This window comes from Chryseobacterium sp. (assembly GCF_022712095.1).
GTDB lineage: Bacteria > Bacteroidota > Bacteroidia > Flavobacteriales > Weeksellaceae > Chryseobacterium.
Map to the genome: position 1 here is coordinate 1 of NZ_JALAHD010000036.1, position 17,823 is coordinate 17,823.

A 17,823-nucleotide genomic window follows, 5' to 3' on the forward strand; every position below is an offset into this window, starting at 1 on the left:
GAATAGCAAATTTAAAAAAACAGCAATTATAAGTTTAAAATAAGTTTAATCTTGTTTTTCAATGAAATAAGTTCTTTCAGAGAATCGTTTAATCTATAATTAAATATCGACGTATTAAAAAAAATATCCCTCACAGAAGGCTCTGTAAGGGAATTCTTTACATCATATCAAATTATCTTTCTACAGCTTTCTTCATGGTATGATCCGGACGTAAAACTCTGTAACGTACTTCCAAATTTTTAGGTACATAAAATACTAAAGGAAGCTTACTGTTATATCTCACAATTTCCGGCTGAAGAGTCACAAACTTTTTCGTAAGTTTATTATCCGGGCAACCCATCATAGTCCCTCTGGTTTCTCCTTTTGATTCTACTTCATAGTAATTGTACCCCCAACCTTCTAAATCCTGAGTTTTGACCTCTCCCATTAAAGCATGATTATTACAATCCAGCATTTTTTCCATTCCTACAAAAAATTCTACTTTCAGATCTTCTTCATTTTTTGCAATAGGCAGCTGAATATAAACCTGCTTATATCCATCCTTTGCTTTAGGGAACATTTCGATTTCCAGTTTCTCAAACTTTTCTGCTTTTTTCTGTGCAAAAGCGTTTACTCCTACTACCAATACAACTCCAGTAATCAAAGTCTTTAAAAATTTCATTTCTTTTTGTTTTTTAAGTTAATTCTTAAAGCCAAAAATCATTCCAAAACACAAAAATATTTTATGATATTTAAATATTGATATATATTTTATAACATATATTTCTTATTAAGAATCAGTTATAAAATAAAAAAAAAGACCTTCATTAGTGAATAAAGGTCTTTTCTATATTTAAACTAGAACTTTTCTGTGACTTTAACTTCCTTATCTACACGCAAAATTTTATAGCTCACCTCCATGTCTTTAGGAACATCTATTGCTATCGGGAGTTTACTTGAATAATAAATAGTCTTTCCAATTGATACGAATTTTTTGACTTTTTTATTATCTCCGCACAACATCAGGGTTTGTATCACATTAACGTCTTTTGCTTTATAGTGCTCATAAACAATACCCTTTTTATCAAAAGTTTCTTCTAATTGAATACTTCCCTCCATACCGAATTCATTACAAACATCTGCATTTATGTTTTTTCCGATTAAAATCTCTATTCTTAAATCTTTTTCATTTTGAACGGCAGGCAGCTTAATAAGCATTCGTTTATAGCCTTCGGGCACTCTAGGATAGTTTCCACTCTCCACTAATTTTACGGATCCGTTATTCTTTGTCTGGGCATAATAAGCATTGGCTCCTAATAATAGGACGGATGCAACAACTGTTTTCAATATTTTCATCATGTATGTTTTAGTCTAAGTATGTACAAATACTATTCCGAAACTTTGACCTCCGAACCTTTGGTATGAGCATTCATTTGCGGTGCATAATAATTCTGCATCGTAGTAATTCCATTGGAAAACTTTCCTGAAGCATTAACGACCACATCATATTCAAATACATATTTTCCTTTCGGCATATATTGAATATAGAAATTAGTGGAGGCATCTTTGGCAGATTGATAGTATCCCAGATTATTTTTCCACTGGTATCCGGACAACACATCTACAGGTTCAAAGCCTGCGGCTCTCATATCTTTGATATGGATATATTCCATCGCACGGTCGGTATTCAGGATCATCCTGACAGTTACTTTATCTCCTAATTTCAGAGGGGAAGCTGAATCTATTTTATACAATTCTTCTCCATTAGCTGTTTTTACTTTTTTATAGAATTCTTTGGTGATCGAAATATAATTTTCTGAAGATTTTATTTTATCCAGATCTTCATAATACTGCCAGAATAATCCTCCCTGAACAATTCCCGGCCCGGGCTTGGTTACCGTTACGGAACTTAAATTTTTATCTACATGATCAGTTCTTACCACAGATTTCACATACCCTGTAGCCTGAGTCTGAGGTTTCAGTTCTTTTCCTCCCCAAACAATGGTAGCTTTATCGCTTTCAGAATCTGTCCATGATTTTCCTGAATTCATAATGGTAAAAATAACTTCCGCCGTATTTCTGGAATTCCCCCAGGAATTGACCTCTTTTTGAGTTACCAGCCAGATTTTCATTTCTTCAATAAAGTTCTGATCATTCGATTTCAGCCGATTAAATGCTTCTAATACTCCGGCATGATTCACCACTTTTGAACCGAACCATCCCCAATCATCTAAATTCTGTTTCCAATATACACCTTGTGTTTTGGTCTCCGTAGAGGTTTCTTTGAGGTAATTCATTAATTTATCTGAAACATCTTTTAATCCATAATCATTCATTAATAAAGCAGTACGATGCAGCCCAAAGAATGTAAAGTCTGTGATTTTAGCCGTTTTTGCTTTCTGTTTTACCAATGATTTTAAAACAGCTCCTTCTCCTTTTAAAGGATATTGTTTTTCCCAGTAATTACGGGTATTAAGATAATCCAGAGTCCAGTTATTCCAAATATTTTCTTTTTTATCATTCCAGTATTTACCAATTTCATTATCAACATACTGAATCAATTTAGAAACCATTTCATTCTGGGAGGAAGTCTGATAATCTTTCGTATTATCCTTTAGCCATAAATTTATTTTTCCTAAGTTTTTAAGAATATACAGAGAAACTCCATACGAACTCGGGTAACCTGAATACCAAGAAAATCCACCATCGGGATTCTGAAGTTTTTTAAAATCATCCCAATCCTGATTAATAGAATTTTTCATCGTATTGGCATCAAATAACAGGGCCAGTTTCTGCATCTGTTCTTCTTCATTTTTACTTTCCAATACCCAAGGGGTTTCTTCCAGTAGCAACTGTTTCAATTCCTGATTTCTATCAAGATTTGATTGCAATAACCCTTTATTCTGATATTCTTCAAAAACAGTTTTCATTTTCGGATTTGCTTTAAAGATCTCCGAAGCCAGCACATCTGCAAACCATTTATTGAAAATAACATCTGCTGAAGTATCCTGATCATTTTTCAGGCTTGGCAAAGCAAACATGATTTCCCATATAGGGTTAGTGGTAAGTTCCAATGTATTAGACACACTGGAAACCGTTGCTGAATTGTTATTTTTAAGATGATCAAGCACAAAAGTTTTTGTTTCACCTTCTTTTACGAATACCGGGACAGCATCAGTAACCAGCATCCTGTTAGGAAGGACTGCAATTGCCTGCTGCTCCCCATCAGAATAAGCTCCTGCTTTTGCCACCACTTTTAAAATAATAGAAGACACAGCATCCGGAACTTTAATCTTCCATGTTACGACAGAGTTTCCTTTTTCACTAAGGTTAAACTGCTGAGATATGGCATTTAATCCAAATTTAGAAGAAATATCCTCATTGGTAAGAGCATCTAAAACCTGAACCTGCGCCGTCCCGCTAAGTTTTTTATCTGTAAGATTAGATAGCTTGGACTGAAGATTCAGTTCATCCCCTTCTCTTAAAAATCTTGGATAATTAGGAGTAACCGAAAACTCTTTTTGGGTAATCACTTCTTTTTCCAATGTGGCTGCTCTTGCATCTTTAGTATGAGCCAGGAACATCAGCTTCCATTTGGTAAGCGCTTCAGGAGAAGTAAATTCAAAATGTACATTTCCTTCTGCATCTGTTTTTAAATCAGGATAGAAAAAAGCCGTTTCATTGAGGTTTTGGCGAACAGGCACCTTTTCCAGATCTTCCTTCTGACCTCCTGCCGCTGTATCGGCAGCTGCCTCAGCTTTAGTTACAGACGTTTCCATTAATACACGTTCTTCCCTAGGAGCAGCTGCCGGAGAGGGCGGAAGTGCACTTTTATATGCAACGTTTCCTCTTACATTAATACCTGCAACATCCCCTTGTAGCGCATTAATAGCCATTCCATCATTATAAAGACGGTAATCAAACCAGTTAAATCCTGGGATCCCTACATTAGCAGGGGTAAAATAAGGCAGTCTCTTATAATAATATTTTTGTTCAAGATATTGATTTATATCATAAGAAGAGATTATAGAATAAGTAGTGTATAAATTCTGCCAGTTAAAATTATTAACTGCAAACTGATCAAGCGACATATCATACATATTAGCCAATACTTCTGCATTGACCTTTTCTTTGTCATTCCCCAGCACTTTTACGGACCATTTCTCTTTTGAATTCGGCTCCAGCTTATCTCTGAATGTAATAGTTTCTATTCTTAAAGGCTGTTCCGTATCTTTAATTTCCAAATTAATATTTTGAGTCTGAACATCATTAAAAGCAACAATCTGGAACTGAATATTCAGGTTGGAAATACTCTTATCAGTAGGAATTACAGCTGTATATTCAAGCATTCCATTTTTCAGTTTTTGAAATTCGTAAACCGTTTTCCCGGAACCATCCTGTACAAAGATATTCACCAGCGCATCAGGAACAGCAGAATACACGTACAGCTTTGCTTTTCCTCCTCTTGTCACTTTATCCTTAGGACCTACAACCGTTAAAAATGTTTTCTGATCTGATTTCAGGAAACGCTGATCCCATACACTGAAGTTCTGAGATGTTCTGATCGTATCTTTTCCTTCAATATTATATAATTCCAGCTGATAATCTCCGGCTTCCAGCTTACCGAGATCCAAAACTCCGGGTTGTCCTGTTTTGATTGAAACAATCTTAGATTTCCAGTTTTTAATTTCATCATTCTTATCAAAACGGTCATGAGGGAATTTATTTACAAATTCACTTTTTGAGAACTGAGGAAGATCCTGAACTGCCATCTGAAAGTTATCTCTGAAAATTCTATCGGGAGCTTCCAGTTTCGAAAGTTTCACCTGGTAAGATTTCTGAAGATCCTGATCGTTATAGTTTTTAGTTTCAACTTTTATTTTAACCGCTTCGTTTCCTAACGTATTTTTTATTTCATCAGCTTTAATATAATGGGAAACCGATGCTACTTTAAGTTGGGTATTGGTAGATTGCGTCTCTCCATTAATATCCGTTACAGAAGCGTTAATTTCATAATTATCTACCTGAATTCCTTCTAGTTTTTCATCTTTTTTAAGTTCCAGACGGATCACAAATTCTCCCTGATCATTAGTTTTTACTTCTCCTAAAATAGAGTTCTCACTGCTGTTATCCTGAGGATACCACCAGAAATACCTCCATCGGATATTATGTTTTTTGATTTCATAATTTACATTGGTATTACTTAAAGGAACTCCTGAAAACATCATTGCCTTTCCTTTTAACTCTATGCTTTGTCCATATTTATATTCGTCTTTTACAGGATCGAAACTAAGTTCGAATTTTGGCCTTTTATATTCTTCGACTCTTAGATCTTTATATCCCGCTTCAGCTGAACCGTCGGTTCTCAAATAAAACACCCCGTTGAGCTTTCCTTTAGGAAGTATAAAGCTTCCATGATAAGATCCGAATTCATTGGTCATAAAGCTTTGTGAAGAAACTTCCTGATTATTGGCATCCAGTAAAGTTATTTTCTGTTTTACCCCTGAAGCCACAGATTCTGTTTCTTTACTGAGTTTAGTATTGATGACTTTAAAATAGATAATCTGTCCCGGTCTATAGATAGCACGGTCTGTAAAAATCTGAGTCTTTGTACGGTCATCTTTATTAGGATTATAATCTGCAACATTATTATCTCCGTATACCTGCATCATTTGAAAATCATTGGATCCGGGATGCTGAATCAAATAAACCCTGTAATATTCTTTGGTTTTACCTGCTGGAAATTTAAATACTCCCTGAGCATCAGTTTTTCCCTCAGTTTTATTAAATGTCTTATTCGCTATAAATTCATAAAAAGCCAGATTCTGATTAGCCTGAGGTTTTCCTGTCTCACTATTTACTAATTTCAGTTCATTGGAAAGCTGGTTTCTGTCCGTCTTGGTTTGATAAATGATTCGATTATTAGAAACCAAAAAGTAGAAATTCTGATTCGACGCATTACCGTCCCCTACTCCTTGCCCTTTCACCTGATAATCAACCACATAAATTCCGGAAGGAAGCGACTTGATTTCCAGTGATGTTTTATGCAGCTGATAATCTTTCAGATCAGACAGATGGTATGTTTCTTTTCTTACCAGCCTTTTATTTATCTTTCCAAAAGCATTGCTGTAAGAATTTCCCGCATACTGCATGAATGATGTAAAATCATCTTTTACTTCATAAATATTCAGATCAAACTCAGCTACATTTTTATATTCTGCTACAATATGAACAGGCTTATTGGTTTGAGTCTGTCTTTCATATCTAATATTCAGTGAAGGATTAAGAATCTGTGCTTCTTTATTTTTAATATTTTCAATGAATAAAGACTTCGGGTATTTATTTTTAGTCTGATCTGCGATATTCAAGGCTTGTTTCATCTCCTGCTTATCCATGTATTCCTGCATCAGTCCTTCCAGGATCAGCACTTTATAATCCCCTTCCGTATCAGAATCAACGAGGTTCTGCAACTTCTCCATTTTATCTTTACATTCATTAATACTACAATTCTGCAATATTTTCTGATGGGTAAAATAGAGTTTTGAATTTCCGGTATTCTTTGCAATCAATTCATCATAAACAGCATTGATCTGACTTTGATTGGCATTAAGTTCATTTTTAGTAAAAAGATTCCTGTTAGATAAAAAATTAATTTTCTTAAGGCCATACCAATCCAGTAAACTAGGGAAATAATTTATATTTTTCGTATCTGAAAAAATTTTTTGGTATTTGGACAGAGCTATTTTCCCCATCTCGGGTTTCTGCTTATCAAGCTCCTGAAAATTACTCTCAAGATAATTTTTAAAATCAAGTTTACTCCAGGTTTCTATCTGTGAAACATCCTGCGAATTGATATTGGTTCTCCCATTTATTTTCCAGGCATTCGTATTGTAATAATCCATGAAAAAACCACTCAGCAAAACCTGATAAACCAGCTTTTCTTCTCCTTTCAGCTTTTTCTCGGTATCCTGAAGTTTACTGAAAAACTGAGATGCTGCATTATTCTGATCATCATCTCCTGTTCTGTTTACAATACTAAATTCTGCTTTCAAAGAATTGATAAGCTGTAATACATTATTTTCTTTCATAGCCTGATTCTGTATTTCTAAAACGATAGGAAGATTAGATTTATAAGCTCCTTTTTCACTGTTATCAGCAATCTTTTTCCACTGATCCTCATAATATTTCTGGGCAGAAATTAATGAGAAACTCAGCATAGAAAGCAAAAGCACAAAAGTCTTGTAAAATCTTTTCATATATATTATTTTTGATCAATGAATTTTTTAAAAATACTGAAAAAAACTGTTATAGATAGCCAGTTATATGTCTCCCTTATGGGAACTCTTTTCGCAGTATTTTTCATGGAAGAGCAAAAGACGTTCCGTTTCCCTAGTATATTCTTAATTTTCATTACTTATTTCAGCGGTTATCTTTATACAAAATACCAAAAAACAAAATATTTTAAAAGAATATTGATTATTAATGCGATTGCAGGAATAATCTGTGCATGTTTAATTATCATCAACCACAATGAAGTCAGGCTCATCAAATGGTTCATTATTGTCGTTTTAGGACTTCTTTACAACAGTTTTTTCCTTGACATCTATATCCGTAAAATTCCGTTATTAAAGGTTTTCTATGTAGGATTGGTTTGGGCGTTAGTCAATTGCTGGCTTACCTTACCTGAATTTGACCTTCCTATTTTCCTCATCAGTTTCTTTTATATCACGGCTCTGGTACTTCCTTTTGACATCCGTGATATGAATAATGATACGATTGAAACCTTTCCAAAATTAATAGGAGTTCAGCATACTAAAAATATTGCTTATTTTCTGGTCTTCCTGAGCATGATGATTGCCAGCCTATATCTGGAACCTGCATATGCGACAGCTTTTTTTATAGCAGGCTGCATTACTTATATTCTCATCTATTACTCTGAAAATAAAAGGAATAAACTCTATTTTTCATTCGGTGTGGAAACCTGTTCTTCACTTCCTTTTTTATTTTTAGGAATAATGAAGTATTTTTGAATCATGATTATTAAGAAACTTTCTGTATACAATTTTAAAAACCATTCAGAAAAAGTATTTGAATTTTCCCCGCAGATCAATTGCTTTGTTGGAAATAACGGTGTTGGAAAAACCAATATCCTTGATGCATTACATTATCTTTCAGTCGGAAAAAGTTTTTTAGGAAATACAGACCTTAATAATATTATGAAAGATGAAGATTTCTTTACGATCGATGCGGAAATTCAAAACGATGAAAGTGAAGATATCATTAAGATCTTTCAGCCCAGAGAATCCAAGAAAATCATTAAGAAAAATGATAAAAGCTATGACAGGATGGCGGATCACATCGGATACCTGCCCAGCGTAATGATCTCACCTTATGATTCCAATCTGATTTCAGATTCCGGAGAAAGCCGAAGGAAGTTTCTGGATGCGATGATTTCCCAGACAGACTCGGAATATCTTTTTGATCTTATTCAGTACCAAAAGGCCGTTCAGCAAAGAAATGCCTTATTAAAATATTTTGCAAAAAACAGGACTTTTGATAAGGATGCCCTGGAAATATATGATGATCCTATTACCCGGTTCGGAACCAAAATTTTTGAAAAGAGAAAAGAATTTGTTGAAAAACTTAACCCTATTATTCAGAATTTTTATCAGATTATTTCGGGAGGAAAAGAAATGGTTTCGGTGATTTATGAATCCCACCTGCTTGAGAATTCTTTTGAAAACTTATTACAAGAAAGCATAGAAAGAGACCGGATGCTTACCTATACTTCAAAAGGAATTCACAAAGATGATCTTCTTTTTGAGATGGATCATATTCTGATTAAAAAGATCGGTTCGCAGGGACAGCAAAAGTCTTTCCTTATTTCTCTGAAACTAGCTCAGATGAATCTTGTGAAAAAACTGGCTGGGAAAACTCCTATTCTGCTATTGGATGATATTTTTGATAAGTTAGATGACCAAAGGGTTTCACAACTTATTGAACTGGTTAACAAAGAAAATTTTGGACAGATTTTTATTACGGATACTCATAAGGAAAGAACGGAAAGTGTAGTAAAGAAAATCAATGAGGAAAGTATTATTTTTGAGATTTAGTCATCATGAAAAGAAGTAAAAAAAGAGAATTCCAGTCTTCAGAGCTTGTAAAATCTTTTGCCAGAATCTATGGTTTTGAAGATAAATTAGTTGCGTTTGAAATTAAGGATTTCCTCCATGATTATCTTGATGAAAGCCTGTTCAATGAAATCATCAGTGTAGATATTAAGAATAAAAACATTATTATTAAAATAAGTTCTCCTCTTTTGAAAAATGACTTCAAAATGCGAAAAAGCTTTTATCTTAAAAAGTTTCAGGACAAATTTGGTTCTGAAAAATTTAATGATCTTCAGGTTTTGTAGGCATCGTCTTACTTACAAGATCATTGGCATTTTTATCAAGTTTTGAACGTAAAGGAATAAAAAATTTAAGAGGATGTTTGGTAAAATATTTAAAAATCTCTTTATAGATTTCACTTACCTGACCAAAATTCATCTTCCTTGATCTGAATGCCAAAGACATTGACAGCCCAAAGCTCACAAGGAAATTAAAAAATCCTATCAGGAAAACAGTTACAAAAGAAATCCAGAAAGTATAAGAATCTACTGAAAAATCTTTTCCGTACAGGCCAAGTGCAAAGTTACCTGCAGCAAAGGTGATGTGACGAATATCCAGATCCAGGCCGAAGAACATTCCTATCGGTGCTGTAGCTCCAAGGAATACTCCAAACCAGAAGTTAGATACAATTCCGGCCCAGTTTTTTGCGTAATATTTGGAAAGGCTCTTAGCAAATTTCACTCCGAATAATTTTCGGATAAATACACTTTTAGCTATTCTATCCGGAATCTGGTAAAATATCGAATTATTTCCAATATTTCCAGAGATAATTCCTGAAATAAACAGATAAAAACCTGCAATACTGGCATGCAGAATAGCTTTGGATTTTACAGGGTCCAAATCTTTAAGCAGTTTGTCTGCTCTGTCCACCGCCATATTTTGTGAGAAAAATACATCTAAACCATATATAATTGCCAATGCAACAGGGAAAGCAAGTAAAACATTCCCTACAAATGCGATAAACTGACTTCGGAATAATTTGGAAACAAGGTCAGCAAATTCGGTATTGTTTCGCTTTCCGTTTCCTTCTTCAGACAATACTTTGGTCATTGTAGCCGCGGTCATTGCCGGCTGTTTGGTAGCCAGCGTAAAGCCCATCAGATAGATCATTACGAATCCCATCGCATAATTTAAAGAGTATAAAAATGCGTGAGAGAAATCACTTCCAGGAATATAGCCATACAACATTTTAAGAACACATAAAGCTCCTACCACAATTCCGCCACCACTCGCTTTATAAAACATCTTCATGTATTGCTTACGGTTGGAGGTTATATAGTGGCTTCCTGTTTCCGCCGTATGGTTGGTTATCAGATGAGAGATCAGCCTTGTACTGTCATTGATAAGTTCCGTTATATTATTCTTATATGATTTATACTTTATAATATTGAAAATCATCTGCTTGGAATTATCGACAATTTCGTTTTCATTGTCAATCACCAACAATTGTACGATTTCAAAAATACGCCGTATCTGCTGACGGATTTTCAGAAGAGACTGATTGATCTTTCCTGAAATTCCATATTTGGAAGAGTTTTTAAATGCAATATTTACAAATTCTTCACATTGCTGAACATATATTTTGATCTGCTTATAGTTGCTGTCTTTTGAATGCAGCTGAAGTTCAGGGTTTTTATTAAGTTCTTCCGCTAAGCTTTCCAGTTCATTCTGAAGCGCCAAGAAAGGATTATCCAGATTTCTGTATTCGGGTGCCATTCTTACCACCTCCACTTCCATTGCCATTCCGGTAGCGCGCCAGGAAAGAATATTCATGGAAAATATAAGCTCCTGCTTTACATTGGGTTTGATAATGAAATCTGACGCTCCTAAAAGCTCAAGAAATTCATTTAGTTCATTTTCCGGAAGGTTATGAAGAAATTCAAGGTCCTTTTTAGGTGTTAAACTTACGTTATCAATAAGATACCAAACTGTATTCTCATTTTCTACAGGAGGTAATAATTTATTAAGAATCCTTTTCTTTAGCTCAGGAATAAAAGCATTCTCAGACAGAATATTGGCTTCGGTAAGTGACAGATTAAAAGGTCTGCCATCGAATATATTATGGATATAATGCCTGAAATTAACGGCGTAATCAGGATTTGTTTTTAAAAAGTTGAGGACGTCTGTAAAATCCGCCTTTTTTACACTTTCCAGAAACTCCGTAAACGGGTCCAGAGAAAGTGTTTCGTTCTTAAATGAAAAGTATTTTTTAAGAACATTTTCAAAACCTTTTGTGTTTGTATTGAAAAACTTCATTAGTACAAAGATACTATTTCAAACTTACATTCCTCATCTGCCTCATAATCCAGTTATGTTTCCCGGTAAGATAGGACGATGGATTTTTAGGATCATACTTCTTCGGATTAGGTAATACAGCCGCTATCCATGCCGCTTCAGATTTCGTAAGGTCTTTGGAAGATTTTCCGAAATAGTACTGGGCAGCAGCTTCTATTCCGAATACTCCCTGTCCCATTTCAATGGAGTTCAGGTATCTTTCCAAGATGACATCTTTTCCCCAGGCTTTTTCGATAATGAATGTATAAACCGTTTCCAGTCCTTTTCTGAACCAGCTCCTTCCCTGCCATAAAAAAACATTCTTAGCGGTCTGCTGGGAAATGGTACTTCCTCCTCTCAGTTTTTTACCGGCTTCATTACTTTTCATTGCTTTTTCTATAGCATCATAATCAAACCCATTATGGGTAAAGAATTTCTGATCTTCGGAAGCAATAACCGCCTTTTTTACATTGTCACCCATTTCATCATACGAAATATAGTCTCTGTGCAGTTTACCGTATTCAAAAAGCCCTCCCAACTGGGTGATCGTAATAGGAGGATTAAAAAATCTACCTCCGATAATGAATACGATATTCAATACCAGAACCAGTAATATTAGTTGTTTTACTTTTTTCCACATAACTTAGAACGTTCTGCAAAAATAAACAAAATCCTCTGAGTTATTGCAATTCTTTCATGTAGGTAAGCTGATCATCCGGTAAAAGTTCGGGATGGAATATTTTAATATAATCTTTAAGCACCCAATCTGATCTTACAACACCACTTTCAAAGAAATCATTGGATTTTCCTTTTTCCCTTCCGCCGATTCCATACACCATTCCTGTTCTAAACACTTCCAGTTTACCATACAGAGGATTGATATTTAACATTTCTTTCTTTGAAATATGGTTTCCTGCGTTCACCCAATAATTGACCTTCTGAGATTTTGCATATACTTCCTCAAAACTCATTGTAACCGACTTCTCTTCTTTATTATCTTCAAGAATATAATCTGCATTGGCATCTGAAATATAATTAGCCATATAGGTCTTTCCTCCGGGAAGATACCAGATATCCCCGTACATTTCATTAGCGAGAACCACAGGTTTATCTTTTGCCGTAAGCGCCAGTTTCTTCAGCTCATTATAATTTTTTTCAATCTCCTGATAATGTGCATCAGCTTCTTTATTTTTACCCAATAATTCTCCGAAAAGCTTTAAATAAGCCGATCTTTCCAATGGCTTCTGCTCGAGATATTCATCCAGAAAAACAACCTGAACACCATTATTTTTCAAAAGCTGATATGTATTCTCAAAACTGGCTATATAATTTGTGAAGATAACATCAGGGTGCAGAGAGATAATTTTCTCCACATTATATTTCTGGTCACTTCCTATATTCTGGATTTTACCCTCTGCAATTAATTGCTTTACCTTATCGGAATAGATATACTCCGGGCTGGACACTCCTACTAAAGTATTTTCTAATCCCAGTTCAGAAATATATCCTATCATGCTTGCATTCAGTATAATCACTTTCTTAAAGGGAAGCTGATCAGCTTTGAAATCATAAGTGAAATTTCCCGATTTTAATTTAAAAACATCAGTTTCTTCTTTATATTCCAACCTACCGGAAATCGAAGCCCAGTCTGAAGATGATATTTTTTGTTCTCTTTTACAGGAAATTAGAGTCCAAAAGGCAATTAATAGCAGAATTTTCAGTTTCATCTTTCAAAGAAAAGAAAAAAATGCTATATTTGCAAACCTTTAAACAAGGCCTCGTGGCGCAACTGAATAGCGCATCTGATTACGGCTCAGAAGGTTACAGGTTTGAATCCTGTCGAGGTCACCAAAAGCCAAATAGCGCCACATGTCTTTAGTGGCGCTTTTTTATTAGTTCTTTATCGTAAGATTATATATCAATTTGAATATTTGCCTATAAATAAAAAAATATTGATTGTAAGACCAAATGTAATCGTAGAATCTGCAGAAATATTCATATAATCCCAATTGATTATAAATTTTCTCTAAAAAACGGAATTACCTTATCAAGTGCTTGTTTAACAGGTTCTGGCTTGTCATACAAATCATAATGCGAATAGCCTTCTACGACCACTATTTCTTTCTTCTTGGAAGCTGCGCGACCATAAATCTCCTGTCCATCACGATAAGCTCCGAAACCACCTGGCTTATCACCAATGACAACCAATAAAGGCTGTGTAAGTAGAGTTTCGGCGTTGCTAAAGGCATTCCAGTCTACTGCTACGGCACGATGTGAAAAAAGTGCACTGGTCGCTCCATTAGGTTGTGCTCCGCGTGAAGTTTTATAATAATCTGTAGCTTCCAATACATCAATATCTGTAATTCCTGCTTTCTTACCTTCTTCAACGGATGGCGGTAATAATCCATCGACTTGCAGTTGTGCACCTCGTGCTTCGGCAGAAAGTTGCTGAGCAATAGATTCAAGTGTATCAATTGGATTATATCCTGCAAATCCTTCACGACTAAGACGTCCAAAATTTACACCTGTAATGCTTACCACCGCTTTGAGGCGACGTTCTGTTTTGGCAGCACTAATTGAGTAACCACCACCGCCACAAATTCCCAACACACCGATTCGGTTTTCATCAACAAAAGGTAATGTAACCAAATAATCACAAGCATATCTGTAATCTTCAACTCTGAAAGCGGGATTTTCCATCAATCGAGGTTCACCACCACTTTCACCCTGAAATGAAGCATCTGGAACGAGTACAACAAACCCTGCATCTGCAAGCGCCTGACCATAGACACTACCCGAAGTCTGCTCTTTACAGCTTCCAATGGGATGCGTGCTAATAATGGTTGGATATTTTTTGCTTTCATCAAAATCAGGTGGGAAAAGTAGATTGGCTGCTATATCCCAGTACAAAGCTTTATATTTTACTGTCTTTTTCACTTCCTTTAAATTTATTTTGAATTATAATTTCTCAGCGAAGAAAGGAGCCAATTGAGAAACGGCTTCGTTCACGTAATTTTCTCTGTCATAAAGTGACATATGATTGGCACCTTCTATCACATATTTTTTCTTGTCTGCAGTAGCGGCAATTTTTAATAAATCATCACTCATCCAAGCGCTTCCTGCAACGCTGCCTACAATTGCCAACAAAGGTTGGGTAAAAAATGCTTCGGCTTTGTTGTAGGCATCATAAGTAATAATTTGTGTCAAACTTCGTAATGTTGCCCATCCCGGTGCAGTTGGATATTGACAACGGTCGGTATGATAATACTCCCAAGCTTCTCTCAATTCTTCATTGGGCGCATCTTCTTCTTTCATTGGAGCTAAAGGCATCGTTTGTAATCCTTCTTTTGCATCGCTCGTTCTGGCATTTACACCAGCCAACAAATAAGGCGTTGCCTCTGCATCTTTTACATTGTTTTCCCAGCCATTACGAAACATAGACCCGATATTTACAGCGCTTACCAATCCAACAGCTTTGATACGGTGGTCATTAATTGCCGCATTTGCTGTATAACCTGCACCTGCACAAATACCCATTGCTCCGATTTTTTCTGCATCCACATAAGAAAGTGTGGTTAAATAATCTACGACTGCACTCACGTCTTCCGTTCTTATGTAAGGATTTTCCAATTGACGAGGTTCGCCTGTGCTTTCTCCCTGATATGACGCGTCATAAGCAATAGTAATCAATCCTTTTTCAGCTAATTTTTTTGCATATAATCCGGCTGTCTGTTCTTTTACACCTCCTCCCGGATGAGAAACCACTACGGCTGCATATTGTTTGTTTTCATCAAATCGTTCAGGGAAATTGATAATAGCTGATAAAGTAATTCCTTGACCATTTCCGTTGTTGATACTGATTTTTTGTTGTGACATACTATTTTCTTTTTTAATTAAACTTTTTTTATTTTGATAAGACAAAGTTAGATACAGTTACATCCTCCGAACGTAGACAGATTACTTAAAAAAGGAAACATTTTACTGATTAATAATTACAGCACAAAAAAAGCAACCTTATTGGTTTGCTGTCTTGAAATTAGTAAGTTATAGTGTTACATTCCCCTAAAGACTTTTGGAGATAAACCTGTTTTCTTACGGAAAAATCTTGCAAAATAATTAGGATAATCAAAACCTAAACTATAGGAAATCTCACTGATAGAAAGTGATGAATTTTTGAGTTTGTCTTTTGCCTGATTCAATACAAAAGTATGAATATGCTCAATCGGTGATTCTCCCGTGAAATGCTTAATTAAATCTCCAAAATAGTTGGGCGAAAGATTGGCTTTCTGAGCAAAATAAGCGACAGAAGGAAGCCCTGCAATTTCATTATTGTTCCCAAAATATTTCTTTAGATTTTCATAAAAATTATCTATTACAGAATCATATATTTTACTCCTAGAATCAAATTGTCGGTCATAAAATACTTGTGTATAAGACAATATCAGAGCAATATAAGACATTATGATATCTTTTGAGTAAGATTCTTTCCGAAATTCATCGTACGCTTTTTTGTATAAATCCCATAAAATCGCTTCCTCATCTGTGGTTAGAAAAAGTGCTTCGTGATTGTTATAATGCACAAAATTGTAATCTTTAGCCAATTTATTGACATATTTTGCACTTACGAAAATATTATAGCCTGAATTCGGAGCATTAATATCCCAATCCAAATTATTTTGAGGACAATCGACATACATATAAGATTTTGCCTGATCTTCAATGAATTGTATTTCTTTAAAGCTCTTTTCCAAAGGCGGTTTTAAAGCCAACAAATAAAAATCAATCGTAACGGAATCTGAGTGCAACCTTATATTAGCCTCATTTTCATAATTAATAATAAGCAGATCCTCATTCTTAGGTTTGGTAACGTTAAGATAGGAAGCGAAATCTTTTATATTAAATATTGTATTGGTCATTGCTTGTTAACATTTTGCTTATGCAAAAATAAATTCTTCATCCACTAATATAAGGATACATTTCATCGTAAAACGGATACATTTTACTGATTTAGTTATTTCCATTTAAAAAATGACAACAATATACTTTAATGCACCAAATATATTTTGAATAAACTTCGATCATCAATATTTTCTTCCAAAATAGGTGGGGTCATCATTTCTACCCGTTTAATCTCACTCAGTAAGTAGTGACATTTTGTATGAGGCACTTCCCATTTCCTCTTTAAGACTGTCAAGCATGACTACGGTAAAATCTCTGAACTTCTTCTACTTCAGTAAGTTTTTCCCATAAGATTTCTTACCCTATATTCTTTTTAACGGAGAATTTATAGATGGTTTTCGACTGGTATTTCTGTCCGGGCTTTAATTCTGTAGAAGGAAAAGAAGGCTGGTTAGGAGAATCCGGGAAATGCTGTGTTTCCAGGCAGAACCCTGTTCTGGATTCATTTTTTCCGCCGGTTTTGGTATCAAACTTTCCGTCAAGAGAATTTCCGGAATAAAACTGCACACCGGGTTTATCCGTAAAGACTTCCATGTGTCTTCCGGTTTCCTGGTGATACACTTTAGCGATACTTCTGAGTCCTTTTCCATTCAGGATCCAGTTGTGGTCATATCCTTTTCCTTTTTTCAGCTGATCATCGTCTGCATTGATATCTTTTCCGATGGACTTTGTAAACGTAAAATCAAAAGGAGTTCCTTTTACTGCTTTCTGTTCACCAGTAGGAATCATGGTTTCGTTGACCGGAAGAAAATAATCTGCATTGATCTGCAGTTCATGATCGGTAATTGTTTTAGTAAAGTTTCCTGACAGATTAAAATAAGAATGTTGGGTAAGATTCACTACAGTAGGTTTATCTGTCTCGGCTTCATAGGAGATTTCCAGGGCATCGTCGTCTGTAAGAGTATAGAAAACGGTTGTGGTTAGCTGTCCCGGATATCCTTCCTCACCGTCTGCACTGGTATAGGATAATTTCAAGGTCGGAAATTTTGTATCCTTTAAGACTTCAATATTCCAGAACCTGGTATCAAATCCTTCTTTTCCTCCATGCAGGCTGTTCGGACCATCATTTTTATCGATTTTATATGCTTTACCTTCCAGTATGAATTGGGCGTTGGCAATTCTGTTGCCATATCTTCCGATTAAAGCTCCGAAATGATACGAGTTGTTATTGAAATAGTCTTCAGGTTTTGTAAAGCCCAGAACCACATCTTCATATTTCCCGTTTTTATCGGGTGCTGTTAAGGAAGTGATAATTCCTCCGAAGTTGATGACCTCAACTTTCATCCCATTTTTATTGCTTAAAGTATATTTTTTAATAGAATCGCCTTTGGGCGTAATTCCATAGTCTGAAGTATGTATATTCCCCATTTTTTCTGAAATATCTTGTTTGTTATTTTCTTTTTTATATCCGAAAATATTAAAAAATAATAAAATGAAAATA

General features: G+C 35.1%; 13 protein-coding genes and 1 tRNA gene. 4 read left to right on the forward strand and 10 right to left on the reverse strand.

The annotated features are described in order from the left end of the window. Nucleotides 1-172: 172 nt before the first annotated feature. From eco to Q0A18_RS01695, 3 genes are all read right to left on the reverse strand, one after another. On the reverse strand, nt 173-661 hold the full coding sequence (gene eco, locus Q0A18_RS01685) for a serine protease inhibitor ecotin (RefSeq protein WP_292008434.1): 489 nt from the start codon (nt 659-661) through the stop codon (nt 173-175). Nucleotides 662-837: 176 nt separating this feature from the next. Next, on the reverse strand, nt 838-1,338 hold the full coding sequence (locus Q0A18_RS01690; protein WP_292008435.1) for an ecotin family protein: 501 nt from the start codon (nt 1,336-1,338) through the stop codon (nt 838-840). Between the two features lie 29 nt (nt 1,339-1,367). Further along, on the reverse strand, nt 1,368-7,235 hold the full coding sequence (locus Q0A18_RS01695; protein WP_292008436.1) for an alpha-2-macroglobulin family protein: 5,868 nt from the start codon (nt 7,233-7,235) through the stop codon (nt 1,368-1,370). 18 nt (nt 7,236-7,253) lie between these two features. Between Q0A18_RS01695 and Q0A18_RS01700 the strand changes: the two genes are divergently transcribed. From Q0A18_RS01700 to Q0A18_RS01710, 3 genes are read left to right on the forward strand one after another with little or no spacing between them, the layout of a single operon-like run. Continuing rightward, nucleotides 7,254-8,009 (forward strand): hypothetical protein, encoded by a 756-nt coding sequence (locus tag Q0A18_RS01700; RefSeq protein WP_292008437.1) that lies wholly within the window; start codon nt 7,254-7,256, stop codon nt 8,007-8,009. Between the two features lie 3 nt (nt 8,010-8,012). After that, entirely contained in the window at nt 8,013-9,092 is a 1,080-nt protein-coding gene (locus Q0A18_RS01705) for a DNA replication/repair protein RecF (RefSeq protein WP_292008438.1), read from the forward strand. A 5-nt stretch (nt 9,093-9,097) separates the two neighbouring features. Further along, nucleotides 9,098-9,394, forward strand: a complete 297-nt coding sequence (locus tag Q0A18_RS01710) for a hypothetical protein (protein ID WP_292008439.1) — start codon at nt 9,098-9,100, stop codon at nt 9,392-9,394. On the opposite strand, the gene Q0A18_RS01715 is transcribed toward Q0A18_RS01710, so the two are convergent. Genes Q0A18_RS01715 through Q0A18_RS01725 form a run of 3 tightly spaced genes read right to left on the reverse strand, consistent with a single transcriptional unit; the run spans nt 9,372 to nt 13,150 of the window. After that, on the reverse strand, nt 9,372-11,405 hold the full coding sequence (locus tag Q0A18_RS01715; RefSeq protein ID WP_292008440.1) for a recombinase: 2,034 nt from the start codon (nt 11,403-11,405) through the stop codon (nt 9,372-9,374). The two genes, Q0A18_RS01710 and Q0A18_RS01715, sit on opposite strands and share 23 nt — an antisense overlap. 13 nt (nt 11,406-11,418) lie before the next feature. After that, nucleotides 11,419-12,063: a monofunctional biosynthetic peptidoglycan transglycosylase gene (gene mtgA / locus Q0A18_RS01720; protein WP_292008441.1), complete on the reverse strand. Its 645-nt coding sequence runs from the start codon at nt 12,061-12,063 to the stop codon at nt 11,419-11,421. 40 nt (nt 12,064-12,103) lie between these two features. Beyond that, nucleotides 12,104-13,150 carry an ABC transporter substrate-binding protein gene (locus Q0A18_RS01725; protein WP_292008442.1) on the reverse strand — a complete coding sequence of 349 codons (1,047 nt, stop codon included), beginning with the start codon at nt 13,148-13,150 and terminating at the stop codon, nt 12,104-12,106. A 47-nt stretch (nt 13,151-13,197) separates the two neighbouring features. Here Q0A18_RS01725 and Q0A18_RS01730 point away from each other — a divergent pair. Continuing rightward, nucleotides 13,198-13,274, forward strand: a tRNA-Arg gene (locus Q0A18_RS01730). A gap of 162 nt (nt 13,275-13,436) precedes the next feature. Here the strand turns inward: Q0A18_RS01730 and Q0A18_RS01735 are convergent. The 4 genes from Q0A18_RS01735 to Q0A18_RS01750 all read right to left on the reverse strand — a co-directional run bounded on the left by Q0A18_RS01735 (nt 13,437) and on the right by Q0A18_RS01750 (nt 17,822). After that, complete coding sequence (locus Q0A18_RS01735; protein ID WP_292008443.1) at nt 13,437-14,360, reverse strand: alpha/beta hydrolase; 924 nt, start codon at nt 14,358-14,360, stop codon at nt 13,437-13,439. Nucleotides 14,361-14,381: 21 nt separating this feature from the next. Continuing rightward, nucleotides 14,382-15,299 (reverse strand): alpha/beta hydrolase, encoded by a 918-nt coding sequence (locus Q0A18_RS01740; RefSeq protein WP_292008444.1) that lies wholly within the window; start codon nt 15,297-15,299, stop codon nt 14,382-14,384. 176 nt (nt 15,300-15,475) lie between these two features. Then, the gene (locus tag Q0A18_RS01745) at nt 15,476-16,339 is read right to left on the reverse strand and encodes a helix-turn-helix domain-containing protein (RefSeq protein WP_292008445.1); all 864 of its coding nucleotides are present in this window, start codon (nt 16,337-16,339) and stop codon (nt 15,476-15,478) included. Between the two features lie 340 nt (nt 16,340-16,679). Continuing rightward, on the reverse strand, nt 16,680-17,822 hold the full coding sequence (locus Q0A18_RS01750; RefSeq protein WP_292008446.1) for an aldose epimerase family protein: 1,143 nt from the start codon (nt 17,820-17,822) through the stop codon (nt 16,680-16,682). Nucleotide 17,823: the final 1 nt, after the last annotated feature.